The organism is Pantoea sp. S18 (assembly GCF_045689705.1).
Taxonomy (GTDB): Bacteria; Pseudomonadota; Gammaproteobacteria; order Enterobacterales; family Enterobacteriaceae; genus Pantoea; species Pantoea symbiotica.
The window spans coordinates 283,832-303,378 of the sequence record NZ_CP142689.1; the positions used below are offsets into that span (position 1 = coordinate 283,832).

Sequence of the window (19,547 nt, forward strand, 5' to 3'; positions counted from 1 at the left end):
ACCCTGCGTAGGGTCGCCATTTATGGCGACCGCAAATGACCTAGCCGCGCAGCGCGGGCGCAATGTGTTCGGCAATCAATTCGATGGAACGCATAATGTCGGCGTGTGGCGGATCGATGGAGTGCACCTGGAAGCTGATATCGGTGACGCGTTGCAGCGACGTATCGGCGAGCAGCGACTGCCGCACCTGGTCGGCATCGCCGAAGTGTGCATCCAGCTGGCGCGCCTGTTCGTCCAGCGTGTGGCCAATAACGTGTCCTGATTCACGGAAATGCTGCGCCTGGCGCTGCAAGCCCGGTTCGGCAAGGCGGCGCGCGTAGTCACGGGAATCGGCGACAAAGGCGGTGCGCGATGCCAGAATGCGCGGCGCAATGCCCGCCGGTAAAGCCGCCAGATAGGCATCGATCATCGGGTTCTGAATCTGATCCAGCGGCAAATCCGGCTGGCCCGCCGGACGCGGTTGGGTGCGCGACAGCATCAAACCGTGCCCGGCTTGTCCTGCGCGCGCGGCACCTTCCACCGAGAAGGTTGCGATCCACACGCGCTGCGCCAGCGTCGGCGCAGCGGGATAAAGATGGTTATCCGGATGTCCCAGCGTATCGCCGCGCCAGGCGCTCAGCAGCTGATGCAGATGATCGGCAAACACGCTGGCGCGCTGGTCGATGGTGATGCCGAACGGCAGAAATGAAGTTGCGGTGCCGCCCGATCCTAAACCGACTTCGAGGCGACCGTTGCTCAACAGATCCAGCACCGCCGCATCTTCGGCGACGCGCAGCGCGTTCTCCATCGCTAGCGTGATGATGCCAGTGCCAAGGCGAATGGTGCGGGTGTGCGCGGCAACGTGGGCCAGAAACAGTAGCGGCGACGGCAAGCCGCCTTCTTTCTCGTGAAAGTGGTGCTGCGCAATCCACGCGCTATCAAAACCGTTGCGCTCAGCGTGCTGAATCTGCTCGGTTGCCAGGCGATAGCGCTGCTGTGCGCTGGTGTCATCCAGCAGGCGGGTGAAAAATCCAATACGTTTACGCGTCATGCAGACTCCTTAATCAGCGGACGGAAAGCGGGAATCGCGTCAATCAGCGATCGGGTATACGGATGCTGAGGCGCGTTAAATAGCGTGACGGTGTCACCTTGCTCCACCACTTCACCCGCGCGCAGCACGGTGACGCTGTGCGCAATGCGGCGCACGGTGGCGAGGTCGTGGGTGATAAAAAGATAAGTGAGGCCGAGTTCGCGTTGCAGCTGTTGCAGCAGTTGCAGAATCTGCGCCTGCACCGTGACATCCAGCGCCGAAGTCGCTTCATCCAGCACCAGAATCGCCGGTTGCAGAATCAGGGCGCGGGCGATGGCTACACGCTGACGCTGGCCGCCGGATAACTCACGCGGTTTGCGCGTCAGCAACTCCAGCGGTAACGCCACGCGCTGCGCCACGGCGGCGACGCGTTCCCGGCGCTGCGCGCTGCTAAGTTTCTCAAAGTTACGCAGCGGTTCCTCAATGATGGCGAACAGCGTCTGGCGCGGATCGAGTGAGGCAAACGGGTTCTGATAGACAAACTGAATCTTGCGGCGCAATTGGCGTTGTGCTTCACCGCGCAGCGCGGTGGCGTCGATCCCATCGATCACCACGCGACCGCTGTCGGCCTGCTCAAAGCCTAAAAGAATGCGCGCCAGCGTGGTTTTCCCCGAGCCGGATTCGCCAACCAGCGCGTGCGTGGTGCCGCGCGCCACCGTGACGCACACCTCTTTCGCCACCTGTAGCTGCTGCTGGCGACCAAGGGAAAACTGTTTATTGATGCCGGAGAGCTGAATCGCTGGCGACGAGAAGTTGGCTTGTGTCGGCACGGACAGCGCACTGTCGCCCGGATCGGCATCCTTTAACAGCTGCCGCGTATAGGCATGTGTTGGCGCGTTGATCACCTGCGCCGCCGGGCCTTGTTCCTGTACTTCGCCATGACGAAATACCAGCAGGCGATCGGCACGTTCTGCCGCCAGCGCCAAATCGTGCGTGACAAACAGCACTGCGGTGCCAGATTCGCGGCGCAGCACATCCAGCAGATCGAGAATGCGTTTTTGCACCGTGACATCCAGCGCGCTGGTGGGCTCATCGGCAATGATGATCTGCGGACGCAGGGCGAGGGCGATGGCAATTAATACGCGCTGTTTCATGCCGCCGGAAAGCTGATGCGGATACTGATTGAGGCGCTGTTCCGGATGGCTCAGCCCCACTTTTTGCAACAGCTCCAGCACGCGCTGCTGGCGTTCGGCTTTGCTGATTTTCAGGTGCAGCTGCAGCATTTCACCGACCTGATCGCCGATGGTTTTCACCGGATTGAGCGAGTTGCCCGGATCCTGCGGTACTAAGCTGATGCTGACGCCGCGCAGGCTATCAAGACGTTTGGATGACCAGCCAGCGATATCGGTGCCGTTCAGCACAATCCTGCCGCTATCACGGCGGGCGTTTTCCGCCATCAAACCAATAATCGCCTGCGCGGTAGTGGTCTTGCCGGAGCCGGATTCACCGACCAGCGCCACCATTTCGCCGGGCTGCAATTCAAAGCTGACGTTGTGAACCACCGCGCGCCACTCGCCGCGCTGGCGATAGCTGAGGGTTAAATTTTCAATGGCTAATAACGCGCTCATGCGTCACCTCCGGCCAGTTGACGGCTAATGCGGTTAGCGGCCAGCACCACGGCGACCACCACAATGCCAGGGAAGGTGGTGAGCCACCACGCGGTCGCCAGATAGTTACGTCCTTCGGCGATCAATAATCCCCATTCTGGCGTTGGCGGCGGCGTGCCGTAGCCGAGAAAGCTCAGCGTCGACAGCGCCAGAATCGCCTGACCAAACTGCAAAGCGGCGAAGGCGATCACCGCCGTCAGCGAGTTGGGTAGAATGTGACGCCACAATACGCGCCAGAAACTGCCGCCGCTGCCGTAAGCCGCTTCGACGAATTCACTGCGGCGCACGCGCACCACTTCGCCGCGCGCCAGGCGAGCAAAGCTGGCAATCGAGGCGATGCCCACCGCCAGTGCGGCGTGAACGGTGCCGAAACCCAGCAAAATCAGAATGCTGAGCGACAGCAGCAGCGAGGGAATCGACAGCAGCACATCAACCAGGCGCATCAGCCAGTTTTCGGTGCGACCGCCAATCGCACCCGCCAGCACGCCGAGCGTGGTGCCGCCAATCAGCCCCATCGCCACGGCTGCGACCGCCGCCGACAGCGACTGTGACGAGCCATAGATAATGCGCGTGTAGAGATCGCGGCCCAGCTGATCGGTGCCGAGCCAGTACGCGGCCTGCGGCGGCAGACGCTGCGCGCCGGGCACGCCTTCGGTCGGGCTGAAGTGGGTAAACAGGGCAGGCGCAAACGCCGCCAGCAGCGCCAGCAGCATCACGCCCCACGCCAGCCACAATCCGGGCTGGATGTTGAACACGCGCGGGGTGCTGATTTTTTGCCGTGCAGTTGAGTAATCGACCAGGCTCATCGGTGGCCTCCGGCAATGGATTGCAGACGTGGATCTAACAACGGCATCAGCGCATCGACCAGCAGGTTAATCAGCACAAACGCCAGCGCCGAGATCATCACCACCGCCTGTAACACTGCGACGTCCTGATTATTCACCGCCTGCTGCGTCAGCTGGCCGACGCCGCTTAGGCCAAACACCGTTTCGGTAATCAGCGCCCCGGCGATCAGTTCACCGAGCAGCAAACCCGCAACGTTCAGCACCGGCAGCAGCGCATTGCGCATCACGTGATGCCAAAGCACATGGCTTTCGCTGGCGCCTTTGGCGCGCGCCACCGCCACGAACGGCTGGGTAGAAACCTGATCGATGCTGCGCAGCAGAATCTGCGCCAGCGGCGCGGAGATCGGGATCGCCACGGTAATCACCGGCAGAATCAAACCTTGCAGCGCCGACGGATTGATCACCGGAATCCAGCGCAGCTGGAAGGAGAACAGCTGAATCAGTGCGATGCCGAGCCAGAAGGTTGGTAGCGAGATAAACAGCGCCGGTACCGATTGCAGCACGGAACGGAGGAAGCGCAGCGCTGGCAAGCGCGATAACGCCGCCAGCGCGAACGCAATAATCGTTGCCAGCGCAAAGCCGAGCAGCGCAAGTTGCAGCGTGGCGGGCAGGTTGCTGATCAGCTGTTCGCTGACCGGCACGCCCGCCTGCACCGAGTAACCAAAATCGCCGCGCAGCATCGCCAGCAGCGTGTGCACGTACTGCTGCCAGAGCGGATTATCCGCGCCGTAAGCCAGTCGCATTTCGGCGATCTGATCCGGGCTGAGGCCCAGATCCGGGTTCTGAAACTTGATCAGCACCGCATCGCCGGGCAGCACCTGCAGCAGAAAGAACGACAGGGTAAACGCGGCCCACAGCACCAATACGCTTTGACCCACTCTTCGCAGCAGTGAACGTTGCATCATTAACCTGCCTTAGTGTTTTTCCAGCCACGCGCCGTAGAACGACGGACGACCTACGGCTTCAAAATTCACGCCTTTCAGCCACGGCGCACCGGCAAACACCTGCGGTTCTTCAAAGATCGGAATCACATACGCTTGATCGAGCAGATAACGCTGCGCATCGCCGGTCACCGCCAGGCGTTTCGCCGGGTCGACTTCCGAAGAGATCCCCAGCAACAGCGTGTTGAGCTTGTCGTCGCGGAAGTTCTGTACCTTGTCGCTGGAGCCGCCTTTCTGCAGCAACGCATCGCGGTTAGTCGGGTAGAACTGGCTTTTCACCACGTCAGGATCGGCGCGGCCCACTTCGGAAACGGTAAGCGGGGTTTTCAGCGGATCGAGGTTATCCAGCACGCGGCTGCCAGCATCACCGGCTTTCACCGCCAGCGCGACGCCCACCTGACGCCACTGTTGTGCCACCAGCTGCAGCACCTCTTTGTTTTGCGGCTGCGGCAGCGATTCATAAATGGTCAGCGCCAGTTTCTTGCCATCCTTCTCGCGGATGCCGTCGCTGCCCGGTTTCCAGCCCGCTTCATCCAGCAGTTTTTTTGATAACGCCGGATCGAATTTAAGCTTGTCGGCCAGGTTAACGTACCCGGCCGCCGAAGTGGCGATCACCGATGTGGCCTGCGGATAGTTCGGTGAGAACAGGGTTTGCACCACTTGCTGCGCGTTGGTGGCGTGCAGCAGCGCCTGACGTACTTTCACATCGCTGACCAGCGGGTTATCCGGGCGGAAGCTGATGCTGTCGTTGACGCCACGCGTGGGCGCAGCGTAAATCGGGAAGTTTTGCTGCTGCGCCTGCTTTTCGTCATAGGCTTGCACCTGACGAATAAAGTCGGCCTGACCGGCCAGCAGCGCGCCAATGCGCACGCTGTCTTCCGGCGTGACGATGAATTTAATGCCGTCGAGATTGGCTGGACCTTGCTGGGCGAGATTTTTCGGGCCCCATTGGTAATCTTTGCGCGCGGTTAAATCGACTTCGCGCCCGAGTTTTTCATCGCTGACCACAAACGGACCGGAACCGATAATATGACGCGCATCGCCGAGTTGGTCGAAGCTACGTTGCAGCGTGCTGAGAGAAACTAATCCCGATCCAATCGTTGCGGTGCCCTGTAAAAAACCCGGTGACGGTTTTTTGAAATAGAATTTCACCGTCTGAGGATCAATTACCTCACTGCGGTCGTAATTATTAATCACTTCGGAAATTGGCAGGCGCTGGGCTTTATTTCCCAGACCGTAGGTATCAAAGTTTTTGGCTACCGCATTGGCATCTAAGGGCGTGCCATCGGAGAAGGTGACGCCGGGACGAATTTTAAAGGTATATTCAGTTTTATCGGCGTTGCTGCTCCAGCTTTCGGCAATCCAGGGTTCAACTTGTAATGTTTTTGGATTCTGCCACGTCAGTTTATCGGTGATTTGATTCAGAATTCCGCCATTGGGATAAAAGCCACCGGCGGGTGGATAAAGGTTGGTATGCGCCTGTTGTTCGAGATAAACCAGCGTGCCGCCTTTGACTGGCGTGTCTGCCGCGTGGGCGCTAAAAATCCCTGATAGCAGGGCCAAACTCAACGCCTGCAAGTGAAAATGCTTAGTCATGGTGTTTCCCTTTTTTATCAATAGCCCGACGGGCGGTTTTCATCATTGAATGCCGCACACGGGAGTTGAACCAAGGAATTGCACTAAGCTTTGCCGAAAAAAATAAATAGAAGTTTGGACCGCCATTTATGGCGATCTAATTATTGCGGAACATATATTGAGGTCGCCATAAATGGCGACCCTACGGTGATTTTTTCGTAGGGTGCGCATTCATGCGCACCTTTTTACATCACGCCCATTAAACGCGGTAACCACAGCGATATCGCCGGAATATAGGTAATCAGCATCAGCACAATAAACAACATGCCATAGAAGGGCAGCATGGCGGATACCACTTGCTCAATCTTTTGTTTGCTCACTGCGCTGGCGACAAATAATACCGTGCCGACCGGTGGCGTAATTAAACCGATGCCCAAGTTGGTCAGCATAATCATACCGAAATGAACCGGATCGACGCCTAACGCGGTGGCTACCGGTAACAGTACCGGGGTCAAAATCAGGATCAGCGGTGCCATGTCCATTAGCGTTCCCACCACCAGCAACAGCAGGTTGATACACATCAAAATCACATACTTGTTGCTGGAGAATTGGGTAAAGGCTTCGGTAATGATGGTGGGCAATTGCATAAAGGTCATCACCGCACCGAAACCGGCTGCGAAGGCGATCAACACCATCACAATGGTTACCGTTTTGATGGTGCGGAATACCAGAATATGCAATTGCGTCCATTTGAAATCACGGTAAATAAACATGGTGACAAAGAATGCCCAGATGCAGGCGATGGCCGCCGATTCTGAGGCAGTGAACACGCCCGAAAGAATCCCGCCAAGAATAATGAAAATGGTGAACAGCCCCCAAAACGCATCGAAGAAGATTTTCAACGCCTGCTTATAAGGAATGCGCTCGCCTTTGGGGTAACCACGTTTACGCGCAAATCCCAGGCACATGACCATCAAACAGAAACCCAGCAGCAGGCCGGGAATGATCCCGGCGACAAACAGGGAAGAGATGGTGACAACGCCGCCGGTGGCGAGCGAATAAATTACCGAGTTGTGGCTGGGCGGGGTTAAAACTGCTTGTACCGAACCACTGGCCGTCACCGCCGCAGCGAAATCACGCGGATAGCCTTTCTCCTCCATCTGCGGAATCATCACCGATCCAATCGAGGCGGTATCCGCTACCGAAGATCCCGAAATCGCACCGAAGAAGGTTGAGGCGACAATATTTACCAGCGACAAACCGCCGCGAATAAAGCCAACGAAAATATAGGCGAAGTTAACCAGCCGCCGGGCAATGCCGCCTTCCGCCATAATCGCGCCAGCCAAAATAAAGAAGGGAATAGTCAGCAGCGAAAACTTATTAATGCCGTTGGTAATCTGAATCACCACCGCTTCCAGCGGTAAGTCGATCCACCATGCGCCGATAAACGCGCTCAATCCAACGGCGAATGCCACCGGGAAACCCACCAGCAGCAACACCACCAAACTGCCTATCAAAATCAGTGCGTCCATTTTCTTCTCCGCTTAGTGGGTGCCGCCAAGAGTCACGATGGCGCGTTGGCTTTGATCGCCATTAACCAATCGCTCAATCACAAACAACAGCGTAAAGATCGCGCCGACCGGGATCGGTAAATACATTTCGCCGTAGGTCACCACCGGCAATGAAGCCAGCGTTTGCACCCACATCGCTTCGCACAGGTTGTAACTGGCGCGGAAAATCACCAGACAGGTGATGATCATCAGCGCGTCAGACAACTTCAGCAGCCAGCGCTGATTCGCCGGCGAGAGCCGGTCAATCATCATCGACACACAAATATGCGTGCCGGCACGGAACCCGACTGGCGCACCAATAAAGGTAAAAATGATCATGCAAATGATGGCGACCGGTTCTGGCCAGGATAACGCGTCGTTCAGCACATAGCGTGAGAAAATCCCGATGGGAATCACCGTTACCATGATCAGCAAGGCAACGGCGGCAATCGCCATGCACAGCAAATAAAGCCCATCCATCAGACGAGAATATGCAGTCATAATGTTTACCTGGTTAAAACGCCACGAAGGCACGTGGCGTGGGGAGGATTACTTCACATCAGCAATTTGTTTCATCAAATCCTGATATTTGCCGCCAAACTGATCGCGCACCGGCTGCGTGGCTTTCATGAAGGTTTCACGATCGGTTTCCTGGAAGGTCACGCCACCGGCTTTCATCTTCTCGATGGATTGCTGGGTGTAGGTTGCCCAAAGCTGGCGTTCTTCCTCCTGCGCCTCTTTGCCTAATTTCTTCAGCAACGCCTGATCCTCCGCAGAGAGACGATTCCATAACGGTTTGGAGTAGAGAATCATTTCAGGCTGAATGAAGTGGCCAGTGAGCGTGTAGTACTTCGCAACGGGCATATAGTTGTGGGCGACAAAAGTTGGCGGGTTGTTTTCAGTGCCATCCACCACGCCGGTTTGCATGGCGCTAAACACTTCGCTCACGCCCATGGCGACCGGATTCGCTCCCATCGCTTTTAAGGTAGCCAGTGAGATCGCACTGTTTTGCACGCGGATTTTCATGCCCTTAAGATCTTCGGGTTTGGCGATCGGTTTTTTGGTGATCATGTTGCGCACACCGGCGTCGGTCCAGCCGAGGAAAATCATGCGGGCGTTGGGATCGTTATCGAATTTCTCGACGATATTTTTCCCGATATCACCATCCAGCACCTTGTGCATATGATCTTCATCGCGAAAAACATACGGCAAGGTTAATACGCTGGTTTCCGGCGCAATGCTGGTGACCGGTGCCAGCGAGACACGAATCATATCAATCGCGCCCAGTTGCACCTGCTGCAGCGTTTGGTCTTCATCACCCAACACGCCACCGGCGTAAACCTTCATTTCTAACCGCCCGTCAGTGGCTTTTTTCAGCTTCTCGCCCATGTGTTCAAGTGCCACCACTGTGGGATAACCCGCTGGTTGTACTTCGGCTACTTTGATGACTTTAGCGGACGCCACAGCAGGGCAAAACGCTGCCGCAGAGGATAACGAAACTACCAGAAGTAATTTTTTAAACGTCATGCTTTTTCTCCAGCTAAGGGGGAGGCAGGAAGGTGCGGCGCATTGATTTTGTCGAGAGGTGCCGCGTGGTGCCAGCATAGAGAAAATAGTGGCTGGAAAAATAAGGGAATTGCGATTGGATGAATTGCGTCACATTTTGAAACGATGTTTTAATAATTTTATATTGAATATCACATTTTCAAAACATCGCCGCAACAATCCATATCTAGCAGGGATAATTGTGTGTTTTCAAAGGAGTTTAAACCAAACGGTCCAATCTATCTCCCTGATATGCATAAAGTAAATATAGATACGACAATATCATGTTTTACGAACCCGCCTTCTGCGCCACACACTACTCGCCATATTCATGACGAAAAGGATAAGGCGCATGTCATACCGACTGAGTTTGCTGGATAAATCGCCGATTGCTGATGGAGAGACAGCCAGCCACGCGCTTCACCGCACATTACAGCTGGCGCAGCAGGCGGAAAGCTGGGGTTATCACCGCTTCTGGTTGGCGGAACACCATAATACCGATCGTCTGGCGAGCCCGTCGCCGGAACTGCTGATCGCCTGGATCATCGGCCAGACGCAGCATATTCGCGTCGGCTCCGGCGGCGTGATGCTGCAACACTACAGCCCGTACAAAGTGGCGGAAAACTTCAACCTGCTGGCGTCATTAGCGCCGGGACGCATTGACGTCGGTGTCGGCAAAGCGCCGGGCGGCTTGCCGCTCTCAACGCGTGCGCTGCAGCTTGGCGTGCATCTGCAGGAGAAAGGCAGCTTCGCCGAGCAGTTGACGCTGCTGGATAGCTGGCTGCAAGTGCCGCCAGTGGGCGACGAAGAGATCCTGCGCGCCACGCCGCAGCCGCCGCGTCCGGCTAATCGCTTCCTGCTGGGTGCCAGTGAAGAGAGCGCCAAACTGGCGGCGGAACTCGGCTGGCAGCTGGTATTCGCTGCGCACCACAACGGCGATCCGCAATTAATGGAAAAAGTCCTTAACAGTTATCGCCAACACAGCAACGGCCAGCGCGCGCTGGTGGCGGTGCAAGTGGTGGTGGCAGATTCTCCGGCGGAAGCCGATCTGCTGGTGGATAACCTGCGCGTGTATCACGTCAGCGTGAAAGATGGCCCAAGCGTGAATGTCGGCAGCGTCGAGCAGGCCGAACGCTACGTGCGTCAGGGCGGTTACAGCGATTACGTGATTGAACCACGCACGCCGTCGCTGCTGAAAGGCACCGCCGCGCAGGTGCATGCCAAGCTGGATGCGCTGCATCAGCACTTCGGCATTGAAGAGTTTGTGATTGATACGCCGGTGGCTGAAGAGCAGGCGCGCGTTAAATCACTCGAACTGCTGGCCACTCATCGTTTAGTCACGGCTTGATTTGCTGCTTACGGAGGCAGGTATGACGCAATTTAGCGAACATCAGCTGATTGACTGGCGACGTGAGCTGCATAGCTGGCCGGAGTTATCCGGTCGCGAAGTCGAAACCACCGCGCGCCTGCGTCGCTGGTTACAGGACGCCGGTTTGCGTCTGCTGGATTATCCGCTGGAAACCGGCGTGATCGTGGAAGTGGGGCGCGGCGACACGCTGATTGCACTGCGCGCGGATATCGATGCGCTACCGATTCATGAAGCCACCGGACTGGCTTTCCGTTCGCGCAATAGCGGCGTGATGCACGCCTGCGGTCATGACGTTCACAGCGCCGTGATGTTGGGCGCAGCCTTGCAGCTGAAAGCAGTTGAAGATCAATTGCCAGGCCGCATTCGTATTCTGTTCCAACCGGCGGAAGAGAACGCCACCGGCGCACGTCAGTTGATCAATGCGGGCGTACTGGACGGTGTGCAGGCGATTTTTGGCATGCACAATGAACCCGGTTTGCCGACCGGCACCTTCGCCACACGCGGCGGCGCGTTTTACGCCAATGCGGATAAATTTATTGTGCGCGTTTCCGGCAAAGGCGCGCACGCCGCGCATCCGGAAGAGGGCGTGGACAGCATTGTGGTCGCCAGCCAGATCATTCAGGCGCTGCAATCGCTCACCAGCCGCAGCTTCAATACGCTGGACAGCTTGGTGCTCAGCGTTACGCGCATCGACGCCGGAAAAACCTGGAACGTGCTGCCCGGCGAGGCCGAATTTGGCGGCACGGTGCGCACCCATGACAAACAGGTGCGCGCAGAGCTGGAACAGCGCGCCCGCACGCTGGTCGAGAACATCGCCGCCGCCAACGGTGCCAGCGCCTCTTTTAGCTGGCATCCCGGTCCGCCGGTGCTGGAGAACGATGCGCGTTGGGCGCAGTTTGCCAGCAACGTGGCGCAGCAGGTGGGTTACCGCGTGCAGACCGCTGAGCTGCACCTCGGCGGCGAAGATTTCGCTTACTACTTACAGCAGATCCCCGGCGCGTTTGTCAGCATTGGCAGCGCAAGTGAATTTGGTCTGCATCATGGCGGCTTCAACCCCGATGAAGCGCTGATTGCCCCCGCTGCACACTACTTTACGCAACTGGCTCAGCAAGCGTTGCAGCACCTCAACGCGCGATGTCGTGACGCCATTCTGAACTAGCTCGATTCACTGATTTCATTCTGATTCTGCACGGCGACACGATGTCGCCGTCAGGCTGCGCTTTGGCAAAAGAGAGAACATTATGACTGCAAGACAACTGCGATTGGGCACCATTCTGCATGGCGCATCCGGCAACATGTCCGCGTGGCGTCATCCGGCGGCGCTGGCGGATGCCAGCATCAATTTTGATTACGCCAAACATATTGCGCGCAAGGCGGAAGTGGGCAAGCTGGATTTCCTGTTTGTTGCCGATGGCCTGTTCATTAACGAAAAATCGATTCCCCATTTTCTCAATCGCTTCGAGCCGCTGACCTTGCTGTCGGCGCTGGCGGGCGTTACCGAGCATCTCGGTTTGGTTGGCACGGTTTCCACCTCGTATAGCGAACCGTTTACCGTGGCACGTCAGTTTGCCAGCCTCGATCATCTGAGCGGCGGTCGCGCGGGCTGGAATGTCGTGACCTCGCCGCTGGAGGGATCGGCGAAGAACTTCTCGCGCCAGCAGCATCCGGAACACGCGCTGCGCTATCGCATCGCCGATGAGTATCTGCAAGTGGTGAAAGGGCTGTGGGATTCGTGGGAAGGCGATGCTTTTGTGCGGAATAAACAGAGCGGCCAGTTCTTTGATCCCGAGAAGCTGCACACGCTGAATCACCACGGCGATTTTTTCCAGGTGCAAGGACCGCTGAATATCGAACGCACGCCACAAGGACGTCCGGTGGTGTTCCAGGCGGGCGCATCGGAAGATGGCCGCAAGCTGGCCGCTAAACATGCTGACGCCATCTTTACCCATCAGCCGACGCGCGAAGAAGCGCAGGAATTCTACCGCGATGTGAAAAAACAGCTGGTGGCGAATGGCCGCGAGCCGGGCGATCTGCACATTTTCCAGGGCGTTGGCGTGATTGTGGGCGACAGTGCGGAAGACGTGGAGCTGCAGTATCAAACCACCGCCGCGCTGGTTTCCATCAAAGATGCGCTCAACTATCTCGGTCGCTTCTTCGATCATCACGACTTCTCACAATATCCGCTCGATGAGCCGTTCCCGGCACTCGGCGATATCGGGCAAAACAGCTTCCGCAGCACCACCGACGAAATCAAGCGCAAGGCGCGCGAGCATGGCCATACGCTGCGTCAGGCGGCGCTGGAAGCCGCGACGCCGCGTCCGCTGTTTCACGGCACGCCAGAGCAGGTGGCCGACGGTTTGCAGCTGTGGTTTGAGAGCGAAGCGACCGATGGCTTCATCATTCAGGGCGGCACGCCAGATACCTTCGAACGCTTTGTCGATCGCGTGGTACCGATTCTGCAAGCGCGCGGGTTAACCCGCAGCGAATATCCCGGCACCACGCTGCGCGCCAGCTTTGGTTTGAAAGATCCGGTTAATCAATACACACAAAAATAAAATACGAGAACAAACGCTATGCAGAAAAAATCCCTTATCGCGCTGCTGTTGCTGGGCATGAGCAGCGCCGTGTTCGCCGAAGATGTGGCGGTGAACGGTCAGAACGTCAGTGTTGAAGCCAACAAAACGCCGATCAATACCGCGAAGAATGCTGCCGCAGTGGCGCAGATCCCAGCCGGACATCGCTTCGCTGTGCCGGGCTCATTCACCGTGGCGGTGGCCGCGTTGAACTCGCCGCCATTAACCGTATTCAGTGATGACAACAAAACCCTGCTCGGCAGCGAAGTGGATATCGCCCGCTTAGTCGCCGACAGCCTGGGTTTGAAACTCAACGTGGTGCCAACCTCATGGGAAGACTGGCCGCTGGGCGTGGCTTCCGGCAAATACGATGCGGCGATCAGTAACGTGACCGTTACCAAAGAGCGCAAAGAGCGCTTCGATTTCGCCACCTATCGCAAAGATTCACTCGGCTTTTACGTCAAATCCAGCAGCCCGATTAAGGCGATCACCAAGGCGGAAGATATTGCCGGACTGCGCATTATCGTCGGCTCTGGCACCAATCAGGAATCGATCCTGCTGGCGTGGGATAAAGAGAATCAGGCCAAAGGTTTGAAGCCGTTTACGCCGGTGTATACCAAAGACGATGCGGCACAAACGCTGGCGCTGCAGTCCGGTCGCGCCGATGCCTTTTTTGGTCCGAACGTGATTGGCGCATGGAAAGCGGCGCTGACTAAGCAAACGCGTTTGGTTGGCAGCGTTGATGGCGGCTGGCCGAAAGCGGCGCATATCGCGGTGACGGTGAAGAAAGATGGCGGACTGGTGCAGCCGATCAACACCGCGCTGAATGGCGTAATCAAAAATGGCGATTACGACAAGGTGCTGAAGCGCTGGGGTGAAGGCGTTGAGCGTATCGACAGTTCAGAGATCAATCCGGCCGGATTGGGCGATTAAGGAGGCCGCATGAGCGAGCAACTGTTCCGCGAAGTGTCACCGGAAGCGCCTGAGCTGCAGCCGATTTTGACCGGACTGTTTGGTGAATATACCGCGCGCTACGGCGCGTTCTTCACCAGCCAAAAAGAGGTTGAGCTGACCGAATGGTATTTGCCGCCGCGCGGGCTGTTTATCGTGCTGGAGCGGGACGGCGAGATCATCGCGATGGGCGCGTACAAACCTTATGACGCGGTGACCGCCGAGTTTAAACGCATCTGGACGCGCAGCGATCTACGACGTCAGGGATTGGCGCTGCTGATTCTGCAGGAACTGGAGCGTCGCGCGTTGCGTGCAGGCTACCAGCGCGTGTTTCTCACCACCGGTTTCCGCCAGCCGGAAGCGGTGAAGTTGTATATCGGCCACGGTTATCAGCCGCAGTTTGAGCTGCTGGAGGATATGGAAGTCTACAGCCAGCCGCCACACGATGGACGCTTGCGCTTCCTGAAAGTGATTGATGTGCATAGCGTGGCGCAGGCCAGCTAAGGAGTTGTTATGAGTAATGAACCACAACGTTTAACCGTGGTGCCGGCGCGTTATCCGGCACGTACCGTCGGCGCGATTGTCGCGCTGTTTATTCTGGCCAGCGTGATTGATTCTGTTGCCTTTAATCCGCGCTGGGAATGGGGCGTGTTCGCTAAATGGTTTTTTGATCCGGTGATCCTTAGCGGTTTAGGGCAAACGCTGCTGCTGACGCTGTTTGGCACCATCCTCAGCCTGATTTTTGGCGGTTTGCTGGCGCTGGCGCGCCTTTCGTCATCCTGGCTGCTGAGTACGCTGGCGTTCGGCTACATCTGGCTGTTCCGCTCGCTGCCGCTGATTGTGGTGCTGATCATCCTCTACAACTTCTCTTATCTGTACGACACGCTGTCGCTCGGCATTCCGTTTACCGCGCTGTCGTGGGGCCACTTCCAGACCATTAACGTGCTCGGCCAGTTCCCGGCGGCGGTGATTGGTTTGACGCTGGTGCAGAGCGCCTATAGCGCCGAAATCATTCGCGGCGGCTTTTTGGGTGTCGATCACGGCCAGTTTGAAGCAGCATCGGCGTTGGGATTATCCTCCACGCGTCGCACCTTCCGCATTATTCTGCCGCAGGCGCTGCGCGCGATTATTCCCACCACTTTTAATGAAATCATCAGCCTCGCCAAAGGCACCTCGATGGTATACGTGCTGGCGATGCCGGAACTGTTTTACACCATTCAGATGATCTACAACCGCACGCAGCAGGTGATTCCGCTGCTGATGGTCGGTGCGGCCTGGTATCTGATCATCACCACCGTATTGTCACTGCTGCAGCACAGCGTTGAACGCTGGCTGGCGCGCAGCGTCACCCGTGAACCGCAGCCGTCGCGCTGGCGTCAATGGCGTAACCGCAGCGCCAAACCTGCAACCGAGGAGCTTTCCCATGTCCGAAGCCATTGATTACCGCAATCTGCATAGCGCTGGCGCCATCAGCATCACCGGCGTGAGCAAGTCCTTCGGCAAACTGAAAGCGCTGGATGATGTGTCGCTGGAGCTGGAACCGGGGTCGGTGACGGTGATTCTCGGGCCATCCGGTTCGGGTAAATCGACGCTGCTGCGCACCATCAACCATCTGGAGCGCGTCGATGAAGGTTATATCCAGATCGATGGCGATTACATCGGTTATCAGCGGCGCGGCGACAAACTGTATGAGCTGAAAGAGAAGGCGATTCTGCGTCAGCGCATCAACGTTGGCTACGTGTTTCAGAACTTCAATCTGTTCCCGCATCTGACGGTGCTGGATAACCTGATTGAAGCGCCGATTGCGCATCGTCAGCTGTCGCGCCGTGAAGCGATCGATCGCGCCGGTGAGCTGCTGGATGTGGTGGGTTTACGCCACAAAGCCGATGCCTGGCCGCGCCATTTGTCGGGCGGTCAGCAGCAGCGCATCGCGATTGCGCGTGCCTTGATGCTCAACCCACGTGTGATGCTGTTTGATGAACCAACGTCGGCGCTCGATCCCGAACTGGTGGGCGAAGTGCTGGATGTGATCAAAAAGCTGGCGCGTTCCGGCACCACGCTGGTGATTGTGACGCACGAAGTCGGTTTTGCACGTGAAGTGGCAGATAACGTGGTGTTTATGGTCGATGGCCGCATTGTTGAGCAGGGCAGCAGCAATCAGGTATTGAATCAGCCGCGCCACGAGCGCACCAAACGTTTTCTGGCTCGGGTACTTTAATGGAACGAGTGATTATTACGGCGTTACTGACAGTGATGTTAGGCGCGCCAGCCATCGCAGCAGAAACGCTGGATGCCAAAAACAACGAAACGCCGATCAATATTGCGGCGAATCCACAGGCTATCGCGAAAATTCCGGCGGGTTTTCATTTCGTGAATCCCGGCTATTTGACCGTCGCCACCACGTCGATGAATTCGCCGCCCATCGGGTTGTGGGCGTCGGATAATAAAACGCTGATTGGCAGCGATCCGGATATTGCACGTTTGCTGGCGGACAGTTTGGGCTTAAAACTGAAACTGGTGCCAGCTGCCTGGGAAGATTGGCCGCTGGGCATCACCGCCGGACGTTATGACGTGGCGATGTTCAATATTGCCGTTACCGAAGAGCGCAAAAAGAAGTTCGATTTCGCCACCTATCGCGCGGATAACCATGCATTTGCGGTGAAAACCAACAGCGCGATCACCGCGATCAAAGGCCGCGAAGACGTGGCCGGTAAGCGCATCATCGTCGGTTCGGGCACCAATCAGGAACGGATTTTACTCAGCTGGGATGAGAAGAACCGCGCGCAGGGTTTAGCGCCGGTGCAGCCGATCTACCTCAACGATGATGCGGCAGCCACGCTGGCGCTGCTCTCTGGACGTGCCGATGCATCGTTTGGTCCGCAGGCAATGGCAGCATGGAAAGTCGCCTCGCGCGGGCAAACCAAAATCGTCGGCCACGGCCCTTTCCGTGCGTGGGTAGCGGTGACCACTAAAAAAGGCAATGGATTGGATGTGGCGCTGCAGCAGGCAATTAACGGTGCGATTGCCAGCGGCGAATATAAACAAGTGTTGGCACGCTGGGGCGAACAGGAAGAGGCAGTTGAAACCTCGCAGGTAAATCCGCCGGGGATTGTTTATCAGTGATTTTCTAATACGCTAAATTTTGCGAGAAAGCTCACGATGTAAAAGTTGTGAGCTTTTTTTATTTCATTGGGTTTTAGGTTGGCCCACATTTATTTGTAGGTGGATTATTACTGGCTCTGTTAATTAATTGTATTCTTTGTTTTTTGACAATTATTTTAAATTTCTTATTCAAATCACTAATGTTTGTGAAAAAAACCAGTGCTAAGATGTTCACGGTCTTGGGCGAGTGCGGTGTTTAACGTTTACCATTGCAAAAGGGAATTTGATTGTATGGGCTACCGTCAACCTGCATTACCCAATCAAAGATGGAAACGATTGGGGTGAAATAATGTTAGCTGAACCGTTAAATAAGAGTGTTATCAATTATGCGTGCCGTCAACGTAAACGCAAGCAGGGCGGACAACCACCGAGCGGAGGTAAAGGAATGCAAGAGCGTGTTAAAAGGCTGGAAGATCAGGTTACTACGTTGGTCTCTGATGTGGCGGTAATCAAGTCAAATTATGCGACTAAGGAGGATGTGGCTGCGGTAAAAGCGGATGTGGCGGTGATCAAATCCAATTACGCCACTAAGGAGGATGTTGCGGCGATAAAGGTCGATTTGTATAAAGCGATGATCACACAAACCAAATGGATGGTGACTACCCAGTTTGTAACCTTAGGCGCGGGACTTTCTCTTGCGAAACTGCTGTTTTGAATTGTATGTGCTGGAACGGTCGCCATAAATGGCGACCCTACGAATATATAACGCGGTTTTTTGTAGGGTACGCATTCATGCGCACCTGGTCGCCATAAATGCCGATCGTACGAATATAAGGCGCGGTTTTGTAGGGTGCGCATTTATGCGCACCTGGTCACCATAAATGGCGTTTCGATAAAACTGAGGGTTATATTTTCGCTTTTTTGATCCATACCAGCGCATCAGCAACCGGCAGCGGACGGGCGAAATGGTAGCCCTGAAACAGATGACAACCTTTATCACGCAGGTAGGTGAAATACTCCTCACTCTCAATACCTTCGGCCAGCACATTCAGTCCCATTTCCCGTGATAACTCGATGGTTTTCTGCACCACAATCGCCGATGATTCATTTTTAAAAATCTGCATGATTAATGATTTATCGATCTTAATATCATTAATAGCAAAATCACTGATCGACTTAAGCGATGAATAGCCGACGCCAAAGTCATCAATCGCCCATTTAACACCCAATTGGCTAAAATGGCTGATCACCTCGCCGATGCGCTTTTGATCGTAAACAAAGGTGGTTTCGGTAATTTCAAACTTGAGGCGCTCTGGACGGATTTTATAATGTGACAGCGTCAGCAAGGTATCCTGAGTAAAATCGCGGTGTATCAACTGCAGCGGACTGATGTTAATCGAAAAGGCCAAATCACCGAGATACTGACCGCGATCCCATTCGGCGATTTGCTGCAAGGCGCGTTCCATCACCCATTTGCCAATCTCTATTATCAAACCGCTTTTCTCGGCAACAGGAATAAACACTTCTGGCGAGATAAAGCCTTTAGAAGGATGCTTCCAGCGTAGCAAGGCTTCAAATCCGATCAGTTTTTTATTGTTATCCACCTGTGGCTGGTAATAGAGTTCCAGCTGGTTCTTTTCGATAGCTTGTGATAGTTCACGTTTGATTAAATCGGTTTCGGAGTAGTTGCCACGCAGTGTAAATGCCGTCAACAATAGTGCGATCATCGGCACAGCGCAGTTAACGATATAAAAGCCGGACTCATGCGGAATATTGAGCTGAAAGGCGCTATGTTGCCATGTTAATCCGGTAGAAATAAAAAAGAGATAAACCGCCAGGCAGATTAACGGGAATATTTTACTTAAGTAAGTGGTTTGCTGGCGTAATACCAATGCTGAACCCACGGTTAACGCCACCAAATAATTGTACTCGGAGTGTTTCTCTACCGCATGACCATTATCCAGCAGGAAAAGCAGCATTATGATCAGTAACAAAGCATGGACGATGATGTAGAGATGTTTGTTCAGCCGGTTACTAAAAGCCGCTACCACAATATAAAACCCTATCGCGGTGCTCAGGCAATATAAGGCTGTGACACCAATTTCTCCCCTAATGAAATTAGTCGCCACCATATAAAAACCCGCCAGGATGCTGGAAAATCCAGCAATGAGTAGCGTTAAGCGTAATTTTTTCTCTGGATTATCACCCTGCAAAATGAAGGGCAAATCTCTTAGCATGGAATATCTGGAATTAAAATAAGAGATCATCTGAGGTTCTCATTTTTTTGTCATATTTTTCAACTAGCGGCGCATAATTATTTTAGATTCATGCCTGGTGAAAGTCATAGTTTTGTTTACTTAAATAATTGATTGTTCCTACCCAGTTCCTAGTATGCACGTTAGAATCAACTACCAACGGAG

At 55.4% G+C, this 19,547-nt stretch carries 18 protein-coding genes; 9 read left to right on the top strand and 9 right to left on the bottom strand.

All coding sequences use genetic code 11. The features are described 5' to 3' along the window. Positions 1-40: 40 nt before the first annotated feature. The 8 genes from VIJ98_RS21170 to VIJ98_RS21205 all read right to left on the bottom strand — a co-directional run bounded on the left by VIJ98_RS21170 (position 41) and on the right by VIJ98_RS21205 (position 9,114). A complete protein-coding gene (locus VIJ98_RS21170) occupies positions 41-1,030 on the bottom strand; it encodes a putative FMN-dependent luciferase-like monooxygenase (protein ID WP_323271373.1) in 990 nt (329 codons plus the stop codon). Beyond that, a complete protein-coding gene (locus VIJ98_RS21175; protein WP_323271374.1) occupies positions 1,027-2,637 on the bottom strand; it encodes an ABC transporter ATP-binding protein in 1,611 nt (536 codons plus the stop codon). The genes VIJ98_RS21170 and VIJ98_RS21175 overlap by 4 nt, the downstream gene beginning before the upstream one ends. After that, positions 2,634-3,482, bottom strand: a complete 849-nt coding sequence (locus VIJ98_RS21180; protein WP_323271375.1) for an ABC transporter permease — start codon at positions 3,480-3,482, stop codon at positions 2,634-2,636. Before VIJ98_RS21180 ends, VIJ98_RS21175 begins: the two co-directional genes overlap by 4 nt. Continuing rightward, a complete protein-coding gene (locus tag VIJ98_RS21185) occupies positions 3,479-4,423 on the bottom strand; it encodes an ABC transporter permease (RefSeq protein WP_323271798.1) in 945 nt (314 codons plus the stop codon). The genes VIJ98_RS21180 and VIJ98_RS21185 overlap by 4 nt, the downstream gene beginning before the upstream one ends. A gap of 12 nt (positions 4,424-4,435) precedes the next feature. Then, positions 4,436-6,058: a TIGR04028 family ABC transporter substrate-binding protein gene (locus tag VIJ98_RS21190; protein ID WP_323271376.1), complete on the bottom strand. Its 1,623-nt coding sequence runs from the start codon at positions 6,056-6,058 to the stop codon at positions 4,436-4,438. Between the two features lie 224 nt (positions 6,059-6,282). Further along, entirely contained in the window at positions 6,283-7,569 is a 1,287-nt protein-coding gene (locus VIJ98_RS21195; protein WP_008108821.1) for a TRAP transporter large permease, read from the bottom strand. Between the two features lie 12 nt (positions 7,570-7,581). Continuing rightward, complete coding sequence (locus VIJ98_RS21200) at positions 7,582-8,088, bottom strand: TRAP transporter small permease (protein ID WP_323271377.1); 507 nt, start codon at positions 8,086-8,088, stop codon at positions 7,582-7,584. A gap of 48 nt (positions 8,089-8,136) precedes the next feature. After that, positions 8,137-9,114, bottom strand: coding sequence for a TRAP transporter substrate-binding protein (locus VIJ98_RS21205; RefSeq protein WP_154191580.1), 978 nt, complete (start codon positions 9,112-9,114; stop codon positions 8,137-8,139). 370 nt (positions 9,115-9,484) lie between these two features. Here VIJ98_RS21205 and VIJ98_RS21210 point away from each other — a divergent pair, with 370 nt between their 5' ends. The 9 genes from VIJ98_RS21210 to VIJ98_RS21250 all read left to right on the top strand — a co-directional run bounded on the left by VIJ98_RS21210 (position 9,485) and on the right by VIJ98_RS21250 (position 17,842). Next, positions 9,485-10,480 (top strand): MsnO8 family LLM class oxidoreductase, encoded by a 996-nt coding sequence (locus VIJ98_RS21210; RefSeq protein WP_008108818.1) that lies wholly within the window; start codon positions 9,485-9,487, stop codon positions 10,478-10,480. Between the two features lie 22 nt (positions 10,481-10,502). Beyond that, positions 10,503-11,660 (top strand): amidohydrolase, encoded by a 1,158-nt coding sequence (locus VIJ98_RS21215; RefSeq protein WP_323271378.1) that lies wholly within the window; start codon positions 10,503-10,505, stop codon positions 11,658-11,660. An 82-nt stretch (positions 11,661-11,742) separates the two neighbouring features. Further along, complete coding sequence (locus tag VIJ98_RS21220) at positions 11,743-13,056, top strand: LLM class flavin-dependent oxidoreductase (protein WP_323271379.1); 1,314 nt, start codon at positions 11,743-11,745, stop codon at positions 13,054-13,056. 18 nt (positions 13,057-13,074) lie between these two features. Continuing rightward, positions 13,075-14,007 carry an ABC transporter substrate-binding protein gene (locus VIJ98_RS21225; protein ID WP_008108813.1) on the top strand — a complete coding sequence of 311 codons (933 nt, stop codon included), beginning with the start codon at positions 13,075-13,077 and terminating at the stop codon, positions 14,005-14,007. Positions 14,008-14,016: 9 nt separating this feature from the next. Further along, positions 14,017-14,529, top strand: coding sequence for a GNAT family N-acetyltransferase (locus VIJ98_RS21230; RefSeq protein ID WP_064740132.1), 513 nt, complete (start codon positions 14,017-14,019; stop codon positions 14,527-14,529). A 9-nt stretch (positions 14,530-14,538) separates the two neighbouring features. After that, entirely contained in the window at positions 14,539-15,465 is a 927-nt protein-coding gene (locus VIJ98_RS21235; RefSeq protein ID WP_008108808.1) for an amino acid ABC transporter permease, read from the top strand. Further along, positions 15,449-16,243 carry an amino acid ABC transporter ATP-binding protein gene (locus tag VIJ98_RS21240; RefSeq protein WP_008108807.1) on the top strand — a complete coding sequence of 265 codons (795 nt, stop codon included), beginning with the start codon at positions 15,449-15,451 and terminating at the stop codon, positions 16,241-16,243. The genes VIJ98_RS21235 and VIJ98_RS21240 overlap by 17 nt, the downstream gene beginning before the upstream one ends. Next, complete coding sequence (locus VIJ98_RS21245; RefSeq protein WP_154157568.1) at positions 16,243-17,148, top strand: ABC transporter substrate-binding protein; 906 nt, start codon at positions 16,243-16,245, stop codon at positions 17,146-17,148. Before VIJ98_RS21240 ends, VIJ98_RS21245 begins: the two co-directional genes overlap by 1 nt. Positions 17,149-17,476: 328 nt before the next feature. Then, the gene (locus VIJ98_RS21250) at positions 17,477-17,842 is read left to right on the top strand and encodes a hypothetical protein (protein ID WP_323271380.1); all 366 of its coding nucleotides are present in this window, start codon (positions 17,477-17,479) and stop codon (positions 17,840-17,842) included. Between the two features lie 190 nt (positions 17,843-18,032). On the opposite strand, the gene VIJ98_RS21255 is transcribed toward VIJ98_RS21250, so the two are convergent. Then, the gene (locus VIJ98_RS21255; RefSeq protein ID WP_323271381.1) at positions 18,033-19,394 is read right to left on the bottom strand and encodes an EAL domain-containing protein; all 1,362 of its coding nucleotides are present in this window, start codon (positions 19,392-19,394) and stop codon (positions 18,033-18,035) included. Between the last annotated feature and the right edge of the window lie 153 nt (positions 19,395-19,547).

Coding starts and splice junctions, on each gene's coding strand:
- VIJ98_RS21190 (WP_323271376.1), bottom strand. CDS start 6,058: ATGACTAAGCATTTTCACTTGCAGGCGTTGAGTTTGGCCCTGCTATCA.
- VIJ98_RS21220 (WP_323271379.1), top strand. CDS start 11,743: ATGACTGCAAGACAACTGCGATTGGGCACCATTCTGCATGGCGCATCC.
- VIJ98_RS21225 (WP_008108813.1), top strand. CDS start 13,075: ATGCAGAAAAAATCCCTTATCGCGCTGCTGTTGCTGGGCATGAGCAGC.
- VIJ98_RS21200 (WP_323271377.1), bottom strand. CDS start 8,088: ATGACTGCATATTCTCGTCTGATGGATGGGCTTTATTTGCTGTGCATG.
- VIJ98_RS21240 (WP_008108807.1), top strand. CDS start 15,449: ATGTCCGAAGCCATTGATTACCGCAATCTGCATAGCGCTGGCGCCATC.
- VIJ98_RS21215 (WP_323271378.1), top strand. CDS start 10,503: ATGACGCAATTTAGCGAACATCAGCTGATTGACTGGCGACGTGAGCTG.
- VIJ98_RS21180 (WP_323271375.1), bottom strand. CDS start 3,482: ATGAGCCTGGTCGATTACTCAACTGCACGGCAAAAAATCAGCACCCCG.
- VIJ98_RS21210 (WP_008108818.1), top strand. CDS start 9,485: ATGTCATACCGACTGAGTTTGCTGGATAAATCGCCGATTGCTGATGGA.
- VIJ98_RS21185 (WP_323271798.1), bottom strand. CDS start 4,423: ATGCAACGTTCACTGCTGCGAAGAGTGGGTCAAAGCGTATTGGTGCTG.
- VIJ98_RS21230 (WP_064740132.1), top strand. CDS start 14,017: ATGAGCGAGCAACTGTTCCGCGAAGTGTCACCGGAAGCGCCTGAGCTG.
- VIJ98_RS21195 (WP_008108821.1), bottom strand. CDS start 7,569: ATGGACGCACTGATTTTGATAGGCAGTTTGGTGGTGTTGCTGCTGGTG.
- VIJ98_RS21205 (WP_154191580.1), bottom strand. CDS start 9,114: ATGACGTTTAAAAAATTACTTCTGGTAGTTTCGTTATCCTCTGCGGCA.
- VIJ98_RS21250 (WP_323271380.1), top strand. CDS start 17,477: ATGTTAGCTGAACCGTTAAATAAGAGTGTTATCAATTATGCGTGCCGT.
- VIJ98_RS21255 (WP_323271381.1), bottom strand. CDS start 19,394: ATGATCTCTTATTTTAATTCCAGATATTCCATGCTAAGAGATTTGCCC.
- VIJ98_RS21235 (WP_008108808.1), top strand. CDS start 14,539: ATGAGTAATGAACCACAACGTTTAACCGTGGTGCCGGCGCGTTATCCG.
- VIJ98_RS21175 (WP_323271374.1), bottom strand. CDS start 2,637: ATGAGCGCGTTATTAGCCATTGAAAATTTAACCCTCAGCTATCGCCAG.
- VIJ98_RS21245 (WP_154157568.1), top strand. CDS start 16,243: ATGGAACGAGTGATTATTACGGCGTTACTGACAGTGATGTTAGGCGCG.
- VIJ98_RS21170 (WP_323271373.1), bottom strand. CDS start 1,030: ATGACGCGTAAACGTATTGGATTTTTCACCCGCCTGCTGGATGACACC.